This is a genomic window from endosymbiont GvMRE of Glomus versiforme (assembly GCF_003546845.1).
On record NZ_NWVA01000001.1, the window covers coordinates 269,847 to 285,005 of the forward strand.

21 protein-coding genes, 1 tRNA gene and 1 pseudogene are annotated in these 15,159 nt (G+C 30.8%); 13 read left to right on the top strand and 10 right to left on the bottom strand.

Annotated features, from left to right (window positions below):
• The first annotated feature begins 29 nt into the window (after positions 1-29).
• From GvMRE_RS01465 to GvMRE_RS01495, 7 genes and pseudogenes are all read left to right on the top strand, one after another.
• Positions 30-317: a hypothetical protein gene (locus tag GvMRE_RS01465; RefSeq protein WP_147409521.1), complete on the top strand. Its 288-nt coding sequence runs from the start codon at positions 30-32 to the stop codon at positions 315-317.
• Positions 310-957: a hypothetical protein gene (locus GvMRE_RS01470; protein ID WP_147409522.1), complete on the top strand. Its 648-nt coding sequence runs from the start codon at positions 310-312 to the stop codon at positions 955-957. Before GvMRE_RS01465 ends, GvMRE_RS01470 begins: the two co-directional genes overlap by 8 nt.
• A gap of 133 nt (positions 958-1,090) precedes the next feature.
• Positions 1,091-1,615 (top strand): hypothetical protein, encoded by a 525-nt coding sequence (locus GvMRE_RS01475; RefSeq protein WP_147409523.1) that lies wholly within the window; start codon positions 1,091-1,093, stop codon positions 1,613-1,615.
• A 77-nt stretch (positions 1,616-1,692) separates the two neighbouring features.
• Positions 1,693-2,582, top strand: a pseudogene (locus tag GvMRE_RS01480) (IS1595 family transposase).
• Positions 2,583-2,584: 2 nt separating this feature from the next.
• Positions 2,585-3,145 (top strand): P63C domain-containing protein, encoded by a 561-nt coding sequence (locus GvMRE_RS01485; RefSeq protein WP_147409524.1) that lies wholly within the window; start codon positions 2,585-2,587, stop codon positions 3,143-3,145.
• 27 nt (positions 3,146-3,172) lie between these two features.
• Complete coding sequence (locus tag GvMRE_RS01490; protein WP_147409525.1) at positions 3,173-3,505, top strand: hypothetical protein; 333 nt, start codon at positions 3,173-3,175, stop codon at positions 3,503-3,505.
• Between the two features lie 62 nt (positions 3,506-3,567).
• Positions 3,568-5,091 (top strand): ABC transporter ATP-binding protein/permease, encoded by a 1,524-nt coding sequence (locus GvMRE_RS01495; protein WP_147409526.1) that lies wholly within the window; start codon positions 3,568-3,570, stop codon positions 5,089-5,091.
• On the opposite strand, the gene GvMRE_RS01500 is transcribed toward GvMRE_RS01495, so the two are convergent.
• Positions 5,092-5,637, bottom strand: coding sequence for a hypothetical protein (locus GvMRE_RS01500; protein ID WP_147409527.1), 546 nt, complete (start codon positions 5,635-5,637; stop codon positions 5,092-5,094).
• Positions 5,638-5,646: 9 nt separating this feature from the next.
• Positions 5,647-6,264: a cob(I)yrinic acid a,c-diamide adenosyltransferase gene (locus GvMRE_RS01505; RefSeq protein WP_147409528.1), complete on the bottom strand. Its 618-nt coding sequence runs from the start codon at positions 6,262-6,264 to the stop codon at positions 5,647-5,649.
• A 49-nt stretch (positions 6,265-6,313) separates the two neighbouring features.
• On the opposite strand from GvMRE_RS01505, the gene GvMRE_RS01510 reads away from it, so the two are divergent.
• The gene (locus tag GvMRE_RS01510; protein ID WP_147409529.1) at positions 6,314-7,237 is read left to right on the top strand and encodes an IS1595 family transposase; all 924 of its coding nucleotides are present in this window, start codon (positions 6,314-6,316) and stop codon (positions 7,235-7,237) included.
• On the opposite strand, the gene GvMRE_RS01515 is transcribed toward GvMRE_RS01510, so the two are convergent.
• Genes GvMRE_RS01515 through GvMRE_RS01525 form a run of 3 tightly spaced genes read right to left on the bottom strand, consistent with a single transcriptional unit; the run spans position 7,227 to position 8,212 of the window.
• Positions 7,227-7,496, bottom strand: coding sequence for a hypothetical protein (locus tag GvMRE_RS01515; RefSeq protein WP_147409530.1), 270 nt, complete (start codon positions 7,494-7,496; stop codon positions 7,227-7,229). The genes GvMRE_RS01510 and GvMRE_RS01515 overlap by 11 nt on opposite strands.
• Positions 7,480-7,791 carry a hypothetical protein gene (locus GvMRE_RS01520; RefSeq protein ID WP_147409531.1) on the bottom strand — a complete coding sequence of 104 codons (312 nt, stop codon included), beginning with the start codon at positions 7,789-7,791 and terminating at the stop codon, positions 7,480-7,482. Before GvMRE_RS01520 ends, GvMRE_RS01515 begins: the two co-directional genes overlap by 17 nt.
• The gene (locus tag GvMRE_RS01525; RefSeq protein WP_147409532.1) at positions 7,691-8,212 is read right to left on the bottom strand and encodes a hypothetical protein; all 522 of its coding nucleotides are present in this window, start codon (positions 8,210-8,212) and stop codon (positions 7,691-7,693) included. Before GvMRE_RS01525 ends, GvMRE_RS01520 begins: the two co-directional genes overlap by 101 nt.
• 70 nt (positions 8,213-8,282) lie before the next feature.
• On the opposite strand from GvMRE_RS01525, the gene GvMRE_RS14300 reads away from it, so the two are divergent.
• The 3 genes from GvMRE_RS14300 to GvMRE_RS01535 all read left to right on the top strand — a co-directional run bounded on the left by GvMRE_RS14300 (position 8,283) and on the right by GvMRE_RS01535 (position 11,034).
• Positions 8,283-8,405 carry a hypothetical protein gene (locus tag GvMRE_RS14300; RefSeq protein WP_281267937.1) on the top strand — a complete coding sequence of 41 codons (123 nt, stop codon included), beginning with the start codon at positions 8,283-8,285 and terminating at the stop codon, positions 8,403-8,405.
• 1,010 nt (positions 8,406-9,415) lie between these two features.
• A complete protein-coding gene (locus tag GvMRE_RS01530) occupies positions 9,416-10,372 on the top strand; it encodes a DHH family phosphoesterase (RefSeq protein ID WP_147409533.1) in 957 nt (318 codons plus the stop codon).
• Between the two features lie 101 nt (positions 10,373-10,473).
• Positions 10,474-11,034 carry a PTS sugar transporter subunit IIA gene (locus GvMRE_RS01535; RefSeq protein ID WP_147409534.1) on the top strand — a complete coding sequence of 187 codons (561 nt, stop codon included), beginning with the start codon at positions 10,474-10,476 and terminating at the stop codon, positions 11,032-11,034.
• Here the strand turns inward: GvMRE_RS01535 and ybeY are convergent.
• From ybeY to GvMRE_RS13340, 3 genes are read right to left on the bottom strand one after another with little or no spacing between them, the layout of a single operon-like run.
• On the bottom strand, positions 11,031-11,456 hold the full coding sequence (gene ybeY / locus GvMRE_RS01540; RefSeq protein ID WP_172575202.1) for an rRNA maturation RNase YbeY: 426 nt from the start codon (positions 11,454-11,456) through the stop codon (positions 11,031-11,033). The genes GvMRE_RS01535 and ybeY overlap by 4 nt on opposite strands.
• Positions 11,457-11,497: 41 nt before the next feature.
• On the bottom strand, positions 11,498-12,268 hold the full coding sequence (locus tag GvMRE_RS01545) for a hypothetical protein (RefSeq protein WP_147409536.1): 771 nt from the start codon (positions 12,266-12,268) through the stop codon (positions 11,498-11,500).
• Between the two features lie 9 nt (positions 12,269-12,277).
• Positions 12,278-12,430 carry a hypothetical protein gene (locus GvMRE_RS13340; RefSeq protein WP_172575203.1) on the bottom strand — a complete coding sequence of 51 codons (153 nt, stop codon included), beginning with the start codon at positions 12,428-12,430 and terminating at the stop codon, positions 12,278-12,280.
• A gap of 100 nt (positions 12,431-12,530) precedes the next feature.
• Between GvMRE_RS13340 and GvMRE_RS01550 the strand changes: the two genes are divergently transcribed.
• Positions 12,531-12,605, top strand: a tRNA-Lys gene (locus tag GvMRE_RS01550).
• On the opposite strand, the gene GvMRE_RS01555 is transcribed toward GvMRE_RS01550, so the two are convergent.
• A complete protein-coding gene (locus GvMRE_RS01555; RefSeq protein ID WP_147409537.1) occupies positions 12,606-13,106 on the bottom strand; it encodes a hypothetical protein in 501 nt (166 codons plus the stop codon).
• A 25-nt stretch (positions 13,107-13,131) separates the two neighbouring features.
• Positions 13,132-14,430 carry an amidase family protein gene (locus tag GvMRE_RS01560; protein ID WP_147409538.1) on the bottom strand — a complete coding sequence of 433 codons (1,299 nt, stop codon included), beginning with the start codon at positions 14,428-14,430 and terminating at the stop codon, positions 13,132-13,134.
• A gap of 262 nt (positions 14,431-14,692) precedes the next feature.
• On the opposite strand from GvMRE_RS01560, the gene GvMRE_RS01565 reads away from it, so the two are divergent.
• Positions 14,693-15,118: a hypothetical protein gene (locus GvMRE_RS01565; protein ID WP_147409539.1), complete on the top strand. Its 426-nt coding sequence runs from the start codon at positions 14,693-14,695 to the stop codon at positions 15,116-15,118.
• The last annotated feature ends 41 nt before the right edge of the window (positions 15,119-15,159 follow it).

Below are 15,159 nucleotides of genomic sequence, written 5' to 3' on the forward strand. Positions count from 1 at the left end.
CAATGTATTTATTGCTAAAAATAAATATTATGGAAGAACAAGTAAAAAAAGCCTTTACCATTAAGCATAAAGGACAAAACGGAATTAGAAAATTCAAAGCAATTTTTTATAGAGAAAAATATAAAGAATGCGAAGACCATGGTCATTGATGATTTTCGCTAAATAAAATAATAGCGATGAATGTTAATGGGAAAAACCTTTGTCCACAACATGCTAAATGATGATTAGATTCTATTAAAAGCTTTGGAAAAGTAATCAAAGGCAACATAAAAGGGCTAATTGAAGCATTGAAAGCGGAGTTGAATTATTATGAATAAGTGTCAAAAATGTGGAGCTAAAGCAACAACTCAACTCGAACTTAACGATAAAAATAAAGGAGAAAAAACAGTTTTAATCCTTTGCGATGTTTGTTATAAGGAAGAAATAATTTGCCAAGAATGTAAGCAAGAGATTAAAACCCTAGAAATTAAGCAAACCACCAAAACTGATGGTTCAACAGTTCGAGTTTGCGAGGAGTGCGATAAAAAAATCCAGTTAGTTAAAGAATGGGTAGCAAAAATCAAAAACTTAAAGCAAGAACTAGAAAAATATGTTGAGTTTGGAGAACATAGGCTAGCCGATGGCACAGTTATTCGTGGTGCTACTTGTAATATCAAAGAAAATCTAACTAAAGAACAATTATTAGCGTTCAAAGAATTATTAGAAACCAATTTAACCGATAAAAAAGCACCGACAGCAGGAGGAGAATTTTTAGGTTGGAAAAGAGGAACTCCTGAAATTGAAGAAGCTTTAAAAGTTGCTGAAGGCACTGGCATTCGTCAACCTTACTGCTACTGGTTAGGAGTAAAGGAAAAAATCGAAGAGTTAGAAAAGCAGGAGCATTTAAGCAACCAAGAGAGAGAGAGAGAGAGAGAGAGAGAGGAAAAATTCAACCAATGAAACTCCCGGATCTACTAATGCTAAACCAGCAGAAAACGAAACCTTTGACTGGTATGTTCCATTAGTTCAAGACAATCCTGAACAAGCCTTAAAAAAGGTTGAAGCCAGCATTAGCAGTTCTTTTACTTCCGCAACCAATAATAATCCTGTTATGAAATCCCATGCTTCCGTAGTCAATCACATTACAGGAAGCACCCAAAATCAAACTTCAACTAATATTTGCCCACACTGTAATCAAACTTATACTTGAAGCCATTTAAAATACCATGAACTTTATGATTGTCCTAATTTTCAAGGACAACCTAACCCACAGCTGATTCACAAACAACAGCAGGTTCTTAACAACCTCCAAAGCGTAATTAATAAAGTTGCCCAGAATTTACAGCAAAATATAGTTCAAAAAATTAACAGCAATCCGCAGCTTACTCCACAACAAAAACAAGTAGCCATTAACAATCTTAACGAACCTATTAATAGTCTCCAAACTTCTTTGGCTACTACTCAATCATTACAGCAAAAGTTAAATGCTTTAGTTAGTTCTTCCCAAATTGGAAATGATTCTAAAAAATCTAAATTGCCTTTAATTATTGGTGTCGGTTTAATCGGCGGAGGATTAGTTGTTGGTTTAGTATTTTGGTTAGTGGCAAGAAACAAGAAAGTCGGCAAAACAACCTAATTTTTATGAAATGTAAATCTCAAAACCTAAATAACTTTCGCCAAAGTTTACGAAAACGATTCAAAAGTGTAGCCGACTTACAAAGAACTTTTCCGACCGAGCAAAAATGTATTAAGCATTTAGAAAGGATTATTTGGAGAGGAATTATAATCTCTCCTTTTGACCCAACTTCCAAAGTTTATAAATGTAAAAATGGAAGATACAAATGTAAGAACACTAACAAATATTTTACTGTCAAAACTGGAACTGTATTTGATAATACTAAATTACCGCTATGAAAATGATTTTGGGCTTTATCTGCTCTCTCATCTCGTAAAAAAGGAGTTCCTTCGCACCAATTGGTAAGAGAAATTGGCATCACTCAAAAGTCGGCTTGATTTATGATTCATCGATTACGCCGTGCTTTTAAAATTCCAAAATTTGAAACTATGCTAAAAGGTTCGACAGAAGCTGATGAGACTTTTATTGGTGGCTCAAATCTAAACAGACATTGAGACAAAAAAGCTCCTAAAACCCAAGGCAGAAACTGAAAAGATAAAATTCCAGTGTTAGGTATAATCGGACCAAGTGGTAATTTAATTGCTTGAGTAATTCCTGATACTAAAAAAAGAACTCTGGAACCAATAATTAGAGCCAACATTAAGGAAGGAAGTAATATCTCAACCGATGAATGATTAGCCTACCAAGATTTAGGCAAGTGGTTTAATCACCAAATAGTTAATCATAGAAAAAAGCAATATGTTAATGGCAATGCTACGACTAATCGCATAGAGAATGCTTGGTCACACTTGAAAAGGCTTATTAATACTTATCATTGAATAAAAGTAGAAAACATGCTCAAAAGTATGTAGATGAGTTTACTTTTCGATTTAATACTAGAAATTACAGTGAACAAGAGAGGTTTGATTTAATACTTTCATCCACTATAGGAAAAAAAATGACTTATAGGGAGTTAATAGCCAGTTAATTATGAATAAAAATCTAATAAAGCACGAAAGCAAAATAAATCTAGCAGGAATTAATTTACCTTGTTTTATTTTAGAAGATGGAACGAGAATTTTACCAAAACAAGGCATACAAAGTGCTTTAAAAATAGCAGAGGAAAACGAATTAGATAGATACCTAAATCTTGTTTTTAAAAACAAAAGCACCAATCACTTTGAACTTATTATCTGTTACAAAGAAAATCAGAAAATTAGTGGTTATGAAGCGACTAGATTAATAGATATATGTGATGGTATTTTGGAGGCAAGAATAGAATTAAGAGAAAAAATGGTTGATAACCAATGTAAAATATTAACTAGATTGTTTACTAAAGCCGACATTATAACTTTAATCGACAAAGCCACGGGTTACCAATATGAAAGAGAAAAAACCGAATTACAAGTTATTTTAAAAGCATTTACTTCAAAGGAAATTTTAAAATGACAAAAAACTTTTCAAACAGATTTTTATAAAGAAATATTTAGACTTCAAAACATACCTTTTACGACTGAAAACATAAGAAAAAAACCTAGGTTCGTTGGTTAGTTAACTAACGAATTGATTTATAAAAACATGCCAAAGAATTCATTTATTTCAGATGAATTGAAAGCAAAACCTCTTAAAAAAAATGGTAATGATTACAGTCATAGGCTACATCAATCATTGGCTCCGTCGGGCAAAGAAACTTTAAAAAAGGTAATCTATTCAGTAGAAACACTGGCTTCAATTTCAAAAAGTTGAAACAAATTTACAAGGCTGATGAAGGAAAAATATCATCCTGAAAGAGATTTGCCTTATATTGATTTAGAGATGATGGATAATGAAGAACAAGAAACGGATTTTGACCAAATGCTAAAAGTTTTGTTAAGCACCCCGCCAATTAGAAGAAAGCGAGAAGTAAAATAGTCTTTTTTTTTAGTATTTAGTGTAAAATTGTATATTATTGCCAAAATTTTTATAACTAACTTGTGAATATCAACCAAAAAAATTTCTATCAAAAAATTAAGTGAAAAAAGTTCTCTCTTTCGATAATTAAAGGCTTTTTTTTTATTTCTTTTGCTCTCTTGTTGCAAACTCCGTTGTTTGATATCTTTTGAGCCCTCTTTTCCTCACGGCAGAATGAACTAAATAATTATGCTGAATTGTTACCTCCCCTTTTAAAAAAATTCATAAAAAATTTGAGCAAACAGCAATTTATTTTTTTAGGATTAACTCTCTTGTTTTTTTATGTCGTATTTTTTTATCTAAGTAAATGATGAGAAAAAAAATTAATATTTCAAGTAAGCGACTATTATAAAAATTGTTTGTTAAGGAAATTTCGTCGTCTTAATTTGGAAGAAAAAATAAAACAAAAAGAAGAAATCAACAGTTTAGTAGAAATAGAAAATAGTGTAGTTGGAGAGCATTGAGTAAAGTTAATTAATAGTATATATGAAGGAAGTTTTAGTTTTTTGCTTTTGATTTGTTATGGAAGTGTTAATCCAAAAGCCGTAAAAGATAAATTTTTTCCTCTGGCAGTTCTATGAGTAATTGTCTTTAATTTAGTTATTTGGTTTTTTAATAAGTTAAGTTTTAGGCATGGAAAAATAAGTAAAAAAGAAGTAAGTAAAGAATACGGGCTAATTAATAAAGAAATTAATAATTCGGTGCTTATTGAAAGTTCTGGGCTTAATTCTCAATATGAAAAAAACCAACAAATTTTAACTAAAAAAAGTCAAAAAAAGAAAGTTTACTTTTCCGGTATTAGTTTGGGAGGCACTGTTATTCCTTGAAAACTAATAATTAATCTTTTCCCTTTTTTGTTATTAGCAGTAAACAAAGACTTTTTTATAGGAGGAGGAATGAGTGCTATTTGAATGCTTCTTAATAATCTTGTCTACCAATTAGGTTATTTATGAAATTATGGTGATTATAAGTCTTCTTCTTCTCGTATTAATGCTTTCCTTTCTCTCCCAGAAAAAAATGATAATCTGACTGGGATGAAACTAACTGATAATCAGCCAATCCAAAGCATAATTTTCCAAAATGTCTATTTTCATTATCAGGGGCAAAAAGACTGAGTTTTAAAAAATTATAACCGTTCTTTCTATATAAATAAAGTAAATCACTTAACTGGTAAAATTGGCATCGGCAAAAGCACTATTTTATACCTTATTTTAGGAGTAATTAAACCTCAAAAAGGGCAAGTAATGGTTGAATGCCAAGACGGACAAATTTATAATCTCTACCAAGATATTAATTTAAGGCATTGACGAGAAAACAATGTGGCTTATGCTTCTCATGACAACTTAATTGAAACTGGTTCTACCGGACAAAGACAATTGGCTAATATTAATAATCTTTTTATTACTAAAAAACAGGCTCAAATCTTTTTATTTGATGAAGCAGATAATAACTTGGATAATGAAAAACAGAAAGAATTTCAAGAAAATATCAAAGAACTAGTTAAGCAAAAAAAAATAGTTGTTAATGTCAAGTGTAAAGAAGATTAATTACTCTTTTTCTTTCTTTTGTTTTTTGTTATAATTGTTAATAGATTGACCAATTTTTGACAATAATTCTGTTTCTTCTAAAAAGCCACTGGTTTTTAATTCTTCCAAGCGCATAAAAGAACACTCTCAACAATAATTCAATCAAGAGCCACCTTCTAGTTTAGAAGACATAACATTCTCCTTTTTTTTGCTACACTTATCGCATTTTTTTAATGATGGGGAGGGACAAACTCAAAGTGTGAGATTTGCTTCGGGCATTAATCAATTTTTGCCATTTAAAGTTAATTCAAATTTGTTGCAAGATTTAGATAAATTTTTTTGTTTTTCTAAATAGTTTTTTAAATTGATTTCTTTTTTAATATTGTTATCTTCATTAATGTATTGTAATCCCCAAATAATTGGTTCATTTTTATATTTACAAGTACAGCACTTGCTACCACATTGGCTATATTTAATATTAATTTCTCCTTTTTCTAAATAATTGCTTAGTTTTTTTAGCAATTCGATGATTTCTTTGTGTTTTTCAGCTTTTTGGTCAGACTTCATAATTGTTAACTAATATTCAATTCCTCGGCGAGCGTTTACTCCTTTATCAAAATAGTGTTTTTTTAAGGAAATTTCACTTATTAAATCAGCAATACTTTCGAGGTTTTTTATGCCTTTTTTAGGTTCTCTGCCGGAAAGGGCAACTTCAATATGTGCCTTTTTATTTTTTAATGCTTCAACTAATTCGTCTTCGCTAATAAACTGGTTTTCAATACAGCCCAGTATTTCATCAACTATAATTAAATCAACATTATCTTCTTTTAGCAATTTTTTTAATCTTTCAAAACCTTTTCTAGTTTCTTCTTTAAATTTGTTAATTAATATCTCTCTATCCTCTTGTTTATCCATGTCTCAAATAAATTTCTGAGAAAAGTGATAAAAACTTTCGATTTCCATTTCTTCGGTTTTTTTTTGGAAAAATAAAATTTCCCCCGATTCACGATTTTTCAGAAAACGTAAATATTTTACTTTAAAACCATAACCTAACGCCCTAATTGCCATACCATTAAGAACACTAGTTTTGCCTTTTCCGTTTCCTTTATATATGTGAATATAGCCTTGTTTTTGTTTTATAGGATTCTTTTCGGGATTTTGATTATTTTTACGGACTTGGGTAGAAAGAGACATATTATTAAAATTTTGGTAATTATATACAATTTTAAACTAAAAATCTCATATGTTTAATTTTAAAAGTATACCCGACCTATTAACAGTCTTTCCCACTGAGCAAAGCATTATTAACTATTTAGAGAAAAAGAAGTGAGATGGAAATGCAATCTCCCCTTATGACCCTGCCTCCAAGGTCTATAAATGTGCTAATAACTGATATAAGTGTAAGAATACTAAAAGGTTCTTTAATGTAAAAACTGGAACTATGTTCGCTAGAAGTAAATTGCCCTTACAGAAATGATTTTTAGCATTTTATCTTTTCTCCGCTCATAAAAAAAGCATCTCATCCTGTCAACTAGCCAGAGACCTTAATATTACCCAAAAATCATCCTATCTTTTACTAAAAGATTTACGAAAAAACCTTAAACAAACTAACTTTATTAAAGACATGTTAAAAGGTTCTGTTGAGGTTGATGAGACTTTTATTGGAGGCAAAAACAAAAATAGGCATTGAGATAAAAAGGTTCCTAATTCACAGGGTCGCAGTTGAAAGGATAAAGAACCTATATTGGTAATGATAGAAAGAAATGGCAAATTAATTGCTCTAACAGTTCCTAATACTCAACAGAATACACTAGAACCAATAATTAACAGTCATATCAAAAAGGGTTCTAATGTCTATACTGATGAATGATATAGACACAGCAATTTAGCCCAAAACTTTAACCATCAAATAACAAACCACAGCATCAAGCAATATGTCAATGGTAAGGCTTCTACTAACACAGCAGAAAACTTTAATTCTCATCTTAAAAGAACCATTACTGGCACTTATCATTGAGTAAGCAAAAAACACTCACAAGGATATATGAATGAGGTTGCTTTTCGTTATAATACCCGAAAATACAGCGAACAGGAAAGATTTGACTTAATGCTTTCCTCGGTTTTAGGCAAAAGTTTAAGTTATAGGGAATTAACTCCTACTTTTTAATCTTACTTTTGCCTAATACTTTTTCAACTAAAAGATTATTTAACTTTTCCAATTTTTCTATTTTTTGGTTTAACTTGTCTATTTCATGCTGTTCTTTGCCATTTTTCTTTTCTAGTTCTTTGGTTCGTTTTTCCAAGTTCATTTCTTTCTTATCTAGCCTAACATTATAACTAGCATAAATCGCTAATGAAACCATATTAACTATCAAAGCCATAAAAGCAATATGGCAACAATTCATATTATTAATTCACTCCATCATAATTTTTCTCCTTATCTTTGCTTTTCTTTCAGAAATAAAAGACTAGTCCAATTAATCCTGCTATTATTACCAAGCCTCCGCCAATAATCCAAGGCAGTCAATTCTTTTTTGCTTCAACTTCCAAAATTTTAACCTTTTCTGAGCCACACCTTTCACAATTAAAAGGTGTGCCATCGGCTTCTTTTCAGTCTTTTTTAAAACCGCACTCATCACATTTGATTTGTTGCTTGTTTGATTGGCTTTTGCTCTCTCTCTCTCTCTCTCTCTCTCTCTCTCTCTCTGTTATTGATGTCATGCTTATTACATTTATTTTTACCACTACAAAGATTTATTTTTTCTTGCCCCGAACCTCCGCCGAAAAGTTGTAAATCCTCTTCTTCGCCACAAGTATTACATTTAATACAGTAGCAAGGATAATTATTATCTCACGGACACTTGTTAGTTTTTGTATAATCAACATTTTCATCATCTAACCATTTATCACATTTCTTACAGTATCTATTATGATTTCTAGCGTTCACAGTGAAAAACAAACCACTATAATCTTTTCAGCACATAGTTTTATCTAGTTCAGTAAAACAATCATCACAATAAAATTTCTTGATAGTATATTGGTCGTCTTTCTCATGAGCCTTTTTGCCTAATTGTCATATTAGTTGGTGAGGTTTAAAACGAACCTGACACTTTTGGCATTTATCTATTTTTATTTCTGACATATACTTTATTTTTAACAAATTCATTTTATATGCGAGTATATATAGTTGTTATATCCTTAAAATTATCTATATGAAAAAGAAATTAAACAATGATGTCCGACCAGTAAGCCAAGAGGAGTTTGATAGAATGTTAATGATAGCATTAAACACTCCGCCAAGAAAAAGGACTAAAAAGGACAGAAATAAATCATAGTTGGTTTAATCTTGTATATAATCGCCAAAATTTTTTAACCAAAAAAAAAAAAACTACTTAACTGAATTTTGATTGCTTTTTATTAGAGAGAAAGAAAAAAACTAATATCTAGCCTGTTTTTTTTAGGTTAGATATTAAAAAGGAGCCAAGAAGAGGCTCCTAGTTTAACCAGCAAAGAGAACTGCGCGCTGGTTCTCTTTTTGGTTTTAGCAATTGCGTCAGTAAATTTTACAAAATCTGCGGAGAACTAGACGACCCAGTTTGTGTTTGCCATCACTTAATAAAATTATTAATTTTTTTGCGAAAGAAAGTAAAACAAATCGCATAGATAAAAGCCACTAAAATAAAGCAAAGCCAAATAAGAAAAGCATACTCGTACTCTCACAAATAAAATCATCCATCGCTCTTGGCTAATTTAGCAATTAAGAGAAAAACCAAGACTGTTAAAGACAAGCAAAGAAAAAAATAAAAGGCAGATTTTCTGATTAATTTCCACCTTTTACTCACTATTTATTGTTGTAATAAGTACCTATAGCAGCCTTTCCTGCATCAGAAGTTGGCCCTTTTACCGCAACACCTGCTATGCTCGCCAATGTCATACCGTTGCTGTTGTTGTTGTTACCTGTCATAATTACCTCATTCAATACAAGTTTAACTAATTTGATTTCATTAACAATTACACTTCCTAGAATAACCTACATCTATGCTCAGTTTTACGATAACTACAAAACTAGTTTCTCATGGTTAATTCTTCATCACAGTTTAGTTAGACTGCTTTGTTTTTTGTTTTGTTTTTAGGGTTTTTAATGTTCTCTATTTCCTTGCGCCACTAGGGCGTGACTGGATGTTCATGAATAAAAATTTGTCATTTTTGGTTTTTCATAGATTCACCTCTTTTTTTTCTATATTATATTTTTATGCCTTTTTAATTTTTTTGTAATATAATATATTAAATATAGTTGTTAATAATTATCAACTTACAATTAAATTTTATAAAAATAATTAAATCAGTGAAAACCAACATTTGCCAAAAAATAATCAATAAAATTAAAAAATACGACATCGTTATTTGCTTGCGTCATATTGATGCTGACGGAGATGCTTATGGCTCAGCCATGGCTCTAGCCCAGATAATTAGAGATAATTTTCCCCAGAAGAAAGTTTTCACGGATGGAAAAAATAATGAAAGTTTGAGTTTTTTGGGAAAAAATGGTCAGTTAATAGAAGAAAATTATTGAGATTCCCTTGTAATAGTCTGCGACACTGCTAATCAAGAAAGGATTGATAGCCAACATTGAAAATTAGCCCAAGAAAAAATAAAAATTGATCATCATCTTAAAGGAGAAAAATATGCTGATTATGAGTGAGTAGACTCTACTTATTCAGCAACTTGCGAAATGGTAGGTGAACTAGCAATGAACGTGAATTTAAAGATTTCAAAAGAGGCTGCCAATTTTCTCTTGCTCGGAATAATAACTGATTCAGGAAGATTCTTGTATAGCAATACCACTTCACGAACTCTCCAAATTGCTGCTTTTTTACTGGAAAAAGGTGCTGATTTAAATTATCTTTGCACCAAACTTTATCAACAAAACTTAAATCTTTTAAAGTTTAAAGGTTATGTTTTAAATAATTTTACTTTAACTAAGCAAGGAACGGCTTTTATTAAAATCACTCTTGCTATTTTGAAAAAATATAACATAAACCAATTAGAAGCCAAATCAACAGTTAACATCTTGGCTAACACCAAGGAAATTAAAGTCTGGTTGCTGGCGATTGAAAAGGAAGAAGAATTAATTAAAATAAGCATTCGTAGTTCCCAATATATTATTAATGAAATAGCCGAAAAGTATAATGGTGGCGGACATAAATTTGCCGCAGGAGCAAAAATAAAAAATTGAACAGAATTAGATAATTTAATTGCTGATCTGGATGAACTAGTAAGCAAAACAGAGTATAAAGTCTAATATTTAAAACAGAGATTTTTTTTAAAACTTTACTAATATGAAACACCTAAAAGGAAATATACTCCTAGAAACTTATCTTCACAATTTTTTAACTAAAAAATATGGGAAAAAGAATTAAATATTTAACTCACTTATGAAAGCAGAATCGTCCTCGTTTTTGACAAGAACTAAAGTTGTGATTTTTTTCCTGATTTCATTGACCATTTCGCTTAACAAATCCGATTAAATGCCGCACAATAAAAATGGCTAAAAAGTCATTGGTTGGGCACTCTTTTTGCTTTTTGTATCCTCGCAGTTATAAAGTGCGCAGTCCTTTAAATTGTTATGTTACGAAAATTTACATAGATACTGCCACTATTCACCTGGTTGATGATAATGGATTACAAATTATTCTGACAATTAGATTTAATACCAAACTTACTTCAGTTTACAAAGCAATTCATTGTTTGGTTAGAGAAAAGCAAAAAGTTAAACAGGGAACTGTGCTTTTTTTGATTATTCACGAAAAGCAAATTTCTAGCATCATAGTAATGATTCCTTGGCAACCTCATCTTTTAAAAAAAGTAAGTAAATGACCTCCTCTGGGAAATTATTTTGCCAGCCTTCAATATCGTGATCCTTGGGAAACAAAAACCAAGATTAAGAGATTTGGGCAATATTAACTATATTCTCAGTTAATTTTAGCAAGAGTTTTATCTTGTAAGTCAAACATGATTTTTTTTTCATCTTCTTTTTGGTGGTTATAACCTAATAAATGAAGCATTCCATGCGTAAAAATAAGACAAATTTCTTCATCAAAGGAAGTTTGAAATTCTTGGATATGATTTTTAACTAATGGATAACAAACAAAAATATCTCCCAAATCTTCACAATTATCTATATTTTCGTGATAAAGATAAGCAAAAGGAAAAGTTAAAACATCAGCAGGATAGTTTTTTTGACGGTATTGTTTATTTAATTCTTGGCTTTCTTTTTCATCAATAAGAATTAAATTAAGAAATCAATTTCTCTTCTGGTCCAGATTAGCATTTTTTTCTACTAACTGTGCTGTTTTTTTTAATTTATTTTTTAATTTGATAGCCAAAGGGTACTTTTTTTTGTTAATAATGCTCAGAAAACAAACCACTAAAAGACTTCTAATTGATCCTGTTTAGATCCCTTATTTTTTCTTTTTCTTCATCAATCTTTAATTTGTCGGTGAAAAATAAGGAAGATAATTGATAATAGAGCAATTACTGAAACACCAACAATTAAAACTATTTGCCACCCTTTTAGTTTGTTGTTCGGTGGAGCAGATGGAATAACAGTTAAGCCATCAGTTTCTAAATTTATTTGGTTTCTTTTGTTTCAAAAAAACTTTATTTTTACTCTTTCACCCGCAATGCCTTTACGACCACCATCTCCACTAGAAGGATAAACATCTATTCGAACTCCTGGACCTTTATCGTGTTCGTCAATCTCTATGCGATATTTCATGTCTGTTTTTATTTCTGTTCCCTTTAAATCTTTATCTGTTCCAAGTTCGGTTTTTGATGAATGTTGCTTAATAAACTTGCCGCACATTCTATTAAACCGATGACGAAATTCTTCTTCTTTTTCTTTTGGTACCTCTAAACTACCATCTGCTGCTTTTCTTAGCCCCCCCAAAGGAGCAAAGCGATAAGTAATCCAGTTATTATCATCGGGAAATCCTTTGCCATCAGTCCTCGTAACTGTAATGGAAAGTTCTGCTAATGTACTATTATCTACAGCACTATAATTAGTTATTGTTTTGCCTTCGTTATCTTTTAATTCTAATCAATAATCAATTTGTTTGCTTTCTTCACCAATATCAATCTCCTCTTGCTTTGCATTAATTGTTATTTCAGGGAGCAATTTTTTTTTTCCATCATTCATAATTTAATTTTACTTATTACTCTTTTTTTGCTTTTTCTTTATAAAATAAACTTTATCACGACACTTTTTCCGTAAATAGTTAGCAATTCTTTGGAAATGCAAAAAGGCTTCTTCGGATTTATCTTTATTTTTAATTGCTACTTGAATTTTTGCTTGGGACATTAAAATATTTTTATGTTAACCTTGTCAAAAAATTCAAAAAATTAATAGTTTTATTTGTGCTCGTGTTTGCTATTTGTTTTTGAAAATTCCGTAATCAAATGCCTTGCTAGCTTAGTGGTAGAGCGGTTGACTCTTAATCAAAAGGTCAGAGGTTCGAATCCTCTGCAAGGCACCATTAAAGAGTTATTTTTTTGCTTTTTTTTTCTTTTGGAGGTGACAAGTATAAGTTTAATCCTAACAAGGCATCTAATTCGTGGACATTAATTTTTTGCCCTTGAAAAAATCATCCTCCTTTGCGACCAATTTTTCTTTCTAACTCAGGAATAGTGAGAGTTCCTTGAACCGCTTTTTTGTAAAAATCCTTTACTTGTTTAACAAGAATATTATCAACTTTTTTTATTGCGGGACAAGCATATTTCAAACATTCAATTCCTCCGATTAATTTAAGCAAACTTACACTGCCTGCAAACTGCCTGCCATAGATAAAATTAGTATTTTCGTAGATTAAAACATTGATTTTTTTTTCTTGACAAAGTTGAGAAAGGAAACTAAAATGCTCTTGTCAATTTTTATTAGTAAAATTAAAAAATTGGTATACTTTTTTTTTTTCATCATAAAAAACACACCCAGTAGTTCCAGAGCCCGAGGGGTCAATACTTAAAAATTTATTTGGCATTGATTTTCTTCCTCATTAAGTAATTTTACCTGCTAAAAGTCTTAATTTCTTTTTCCATTGACTTGGCTAATTGAAGTAATAATTTGTCCTGTTGATAAGCGGCATTGATATTAACACTTACTGGTAGACCGTTCACAAAGCCAATCGGTAAACTTAGACTAGGAAAACCACCCAAACTGGCTAAAAGTAGTAAATTATCGCTTCAATGGGTTTCGCTACCAGTGAAAAAAAAACTGCTGTGTTCAACTTTTGGGGCTTCGCTGTTCGGGCTAGGGAAAAGCAAAAAATCATATTTGTGAAAAATCTTTTCAGTTCAATTCTTTACTTTTTGCCGGAAAAGATAAGCCTTTTCACAGTCTTTTTTATTTTGTAAAAAATAACTGCCAAGTAATAATCGCTGCCGCACAGATTTTCCCAAATATTCAGTTCTTATTTGGCATATTTCTTCGCCAACATTTTCGGCATTATTTACTTTTTGTCCGTAAGTTATTCCTTGACAAGAATTTAAATGACTGGCTAACTCGCTCGAGCAAATGATTAAATAACAAAGTTGAAGATTTTCCCTTATTTCAGGAGGAATTTCAATTTCTTTGATTTGGTAATCCTTTTCTTTTAAAATATTAATTGTTTTTTGGTATAGTTTAACAAATTGAGGAGAAAGAAATTTCTCTATTCCTTTTAAAATAACTATTTTCTTGGCAACAGAAAAAGAAACCAGTTTAGTTTTAGTTTGCTTAGCAGCAATGGTTAAAAGATCGCTAGGGTCAGGTTGAGCAATTACCAAAAAAACTTTTTCAGTAGTAGCCACAGAATTAGCCAAAATCCCCACAGTATCCAAAGAAGAAGCCATGGGAATTAGACCAAAGCGAGAAACTAGTCCACAAGAAGGCTTAAAACCAACTATACCACAATAAGCCGCTGGTTGCCTCACTGAACCGCCAGTATCACTGCCTAGTGCAAAAGAAACTAAACCTTTTGCCACTGCTGTGGCAGAGCCAGAGGAAGAACCACCAATAATATGTTGAAAATTATGAGGATTAGTAATTATTCCAGTATTAGCCAATAAACCTGTGCCACCGCAGGCAAATTCATCCATAATAGTCTTTCCATTTAAAATTGCTCCTGCTTTGGTTAATAATTTGATTACTGTGGCATTTTCTCCGGGTACAAAATTCATCAAAAAGTTTGAACTAGCAGTAGTTGGCAAATTTTCAGTTCAAAAATTATTCTTGGCTAAGTAAGTAATATTTTCTAATTTGCCTTTTGTTTTCAGTTGTTTTTTGTAAGAAGTATAAAAAACGGCAATGCCATCTGTTTTTTTCATATTGATAATGTAAATTTTATGCTATATCACTCACTCTTTACCAGTCAAAGGTTCTTCTATTTGCTGAGGATTTTTCACTAAATAATTTTCAACTTTGTCAAAAATTTTCTGGACGATAGTTCGGCCAATTTTAGCCAAAGCCTATTAGTTTTGTCTTTCCAAGTTACTCTAAATATATTTAAGATTAAGCCTTTTTCATCATATTGACAGTTGAAAAAAAGTAAAAAGAATAATTGGAAGTATCCAAAGTAAAGGCAAATTTGTGATTGGTTTTGATAGTCCTGATAAAGTATTAGTAGCTAATGAAGGCAAATGCTTTTGGCAAGTGAAAAATCAAGCAGAATTAAAAGAAAGTTTAGCAAATTTTTTCCTATTAGTTGGTAATCAGGAAGCGAAAAAACCAAAAATAGGGAAAAAAACTTGTCAGAATTTAGCAAAAGTATCATCACAATTTAAGTTTTCCACTCAAATTAAAGTGTTATCTACTCATGAGAGATTTATTAATCGTTTAGGTGAAGTGATGCGGAGAATTAGATATTTAAGTATTGCGGGAGGAAAAGGTTATTTTCTCTTAAATGCTTATCAAAAACCAAAAATACTAGAACAGTTGCCAAGAGGAAAAATCCTGGATTTAAAGTTAATTCAGGGGAATAAGCACGCTTTTTTTAATAGAATAGTTGATTTTTAGGCATTTCTTTGCTTTTTTAAAGATAACAGCTAACATAGTTA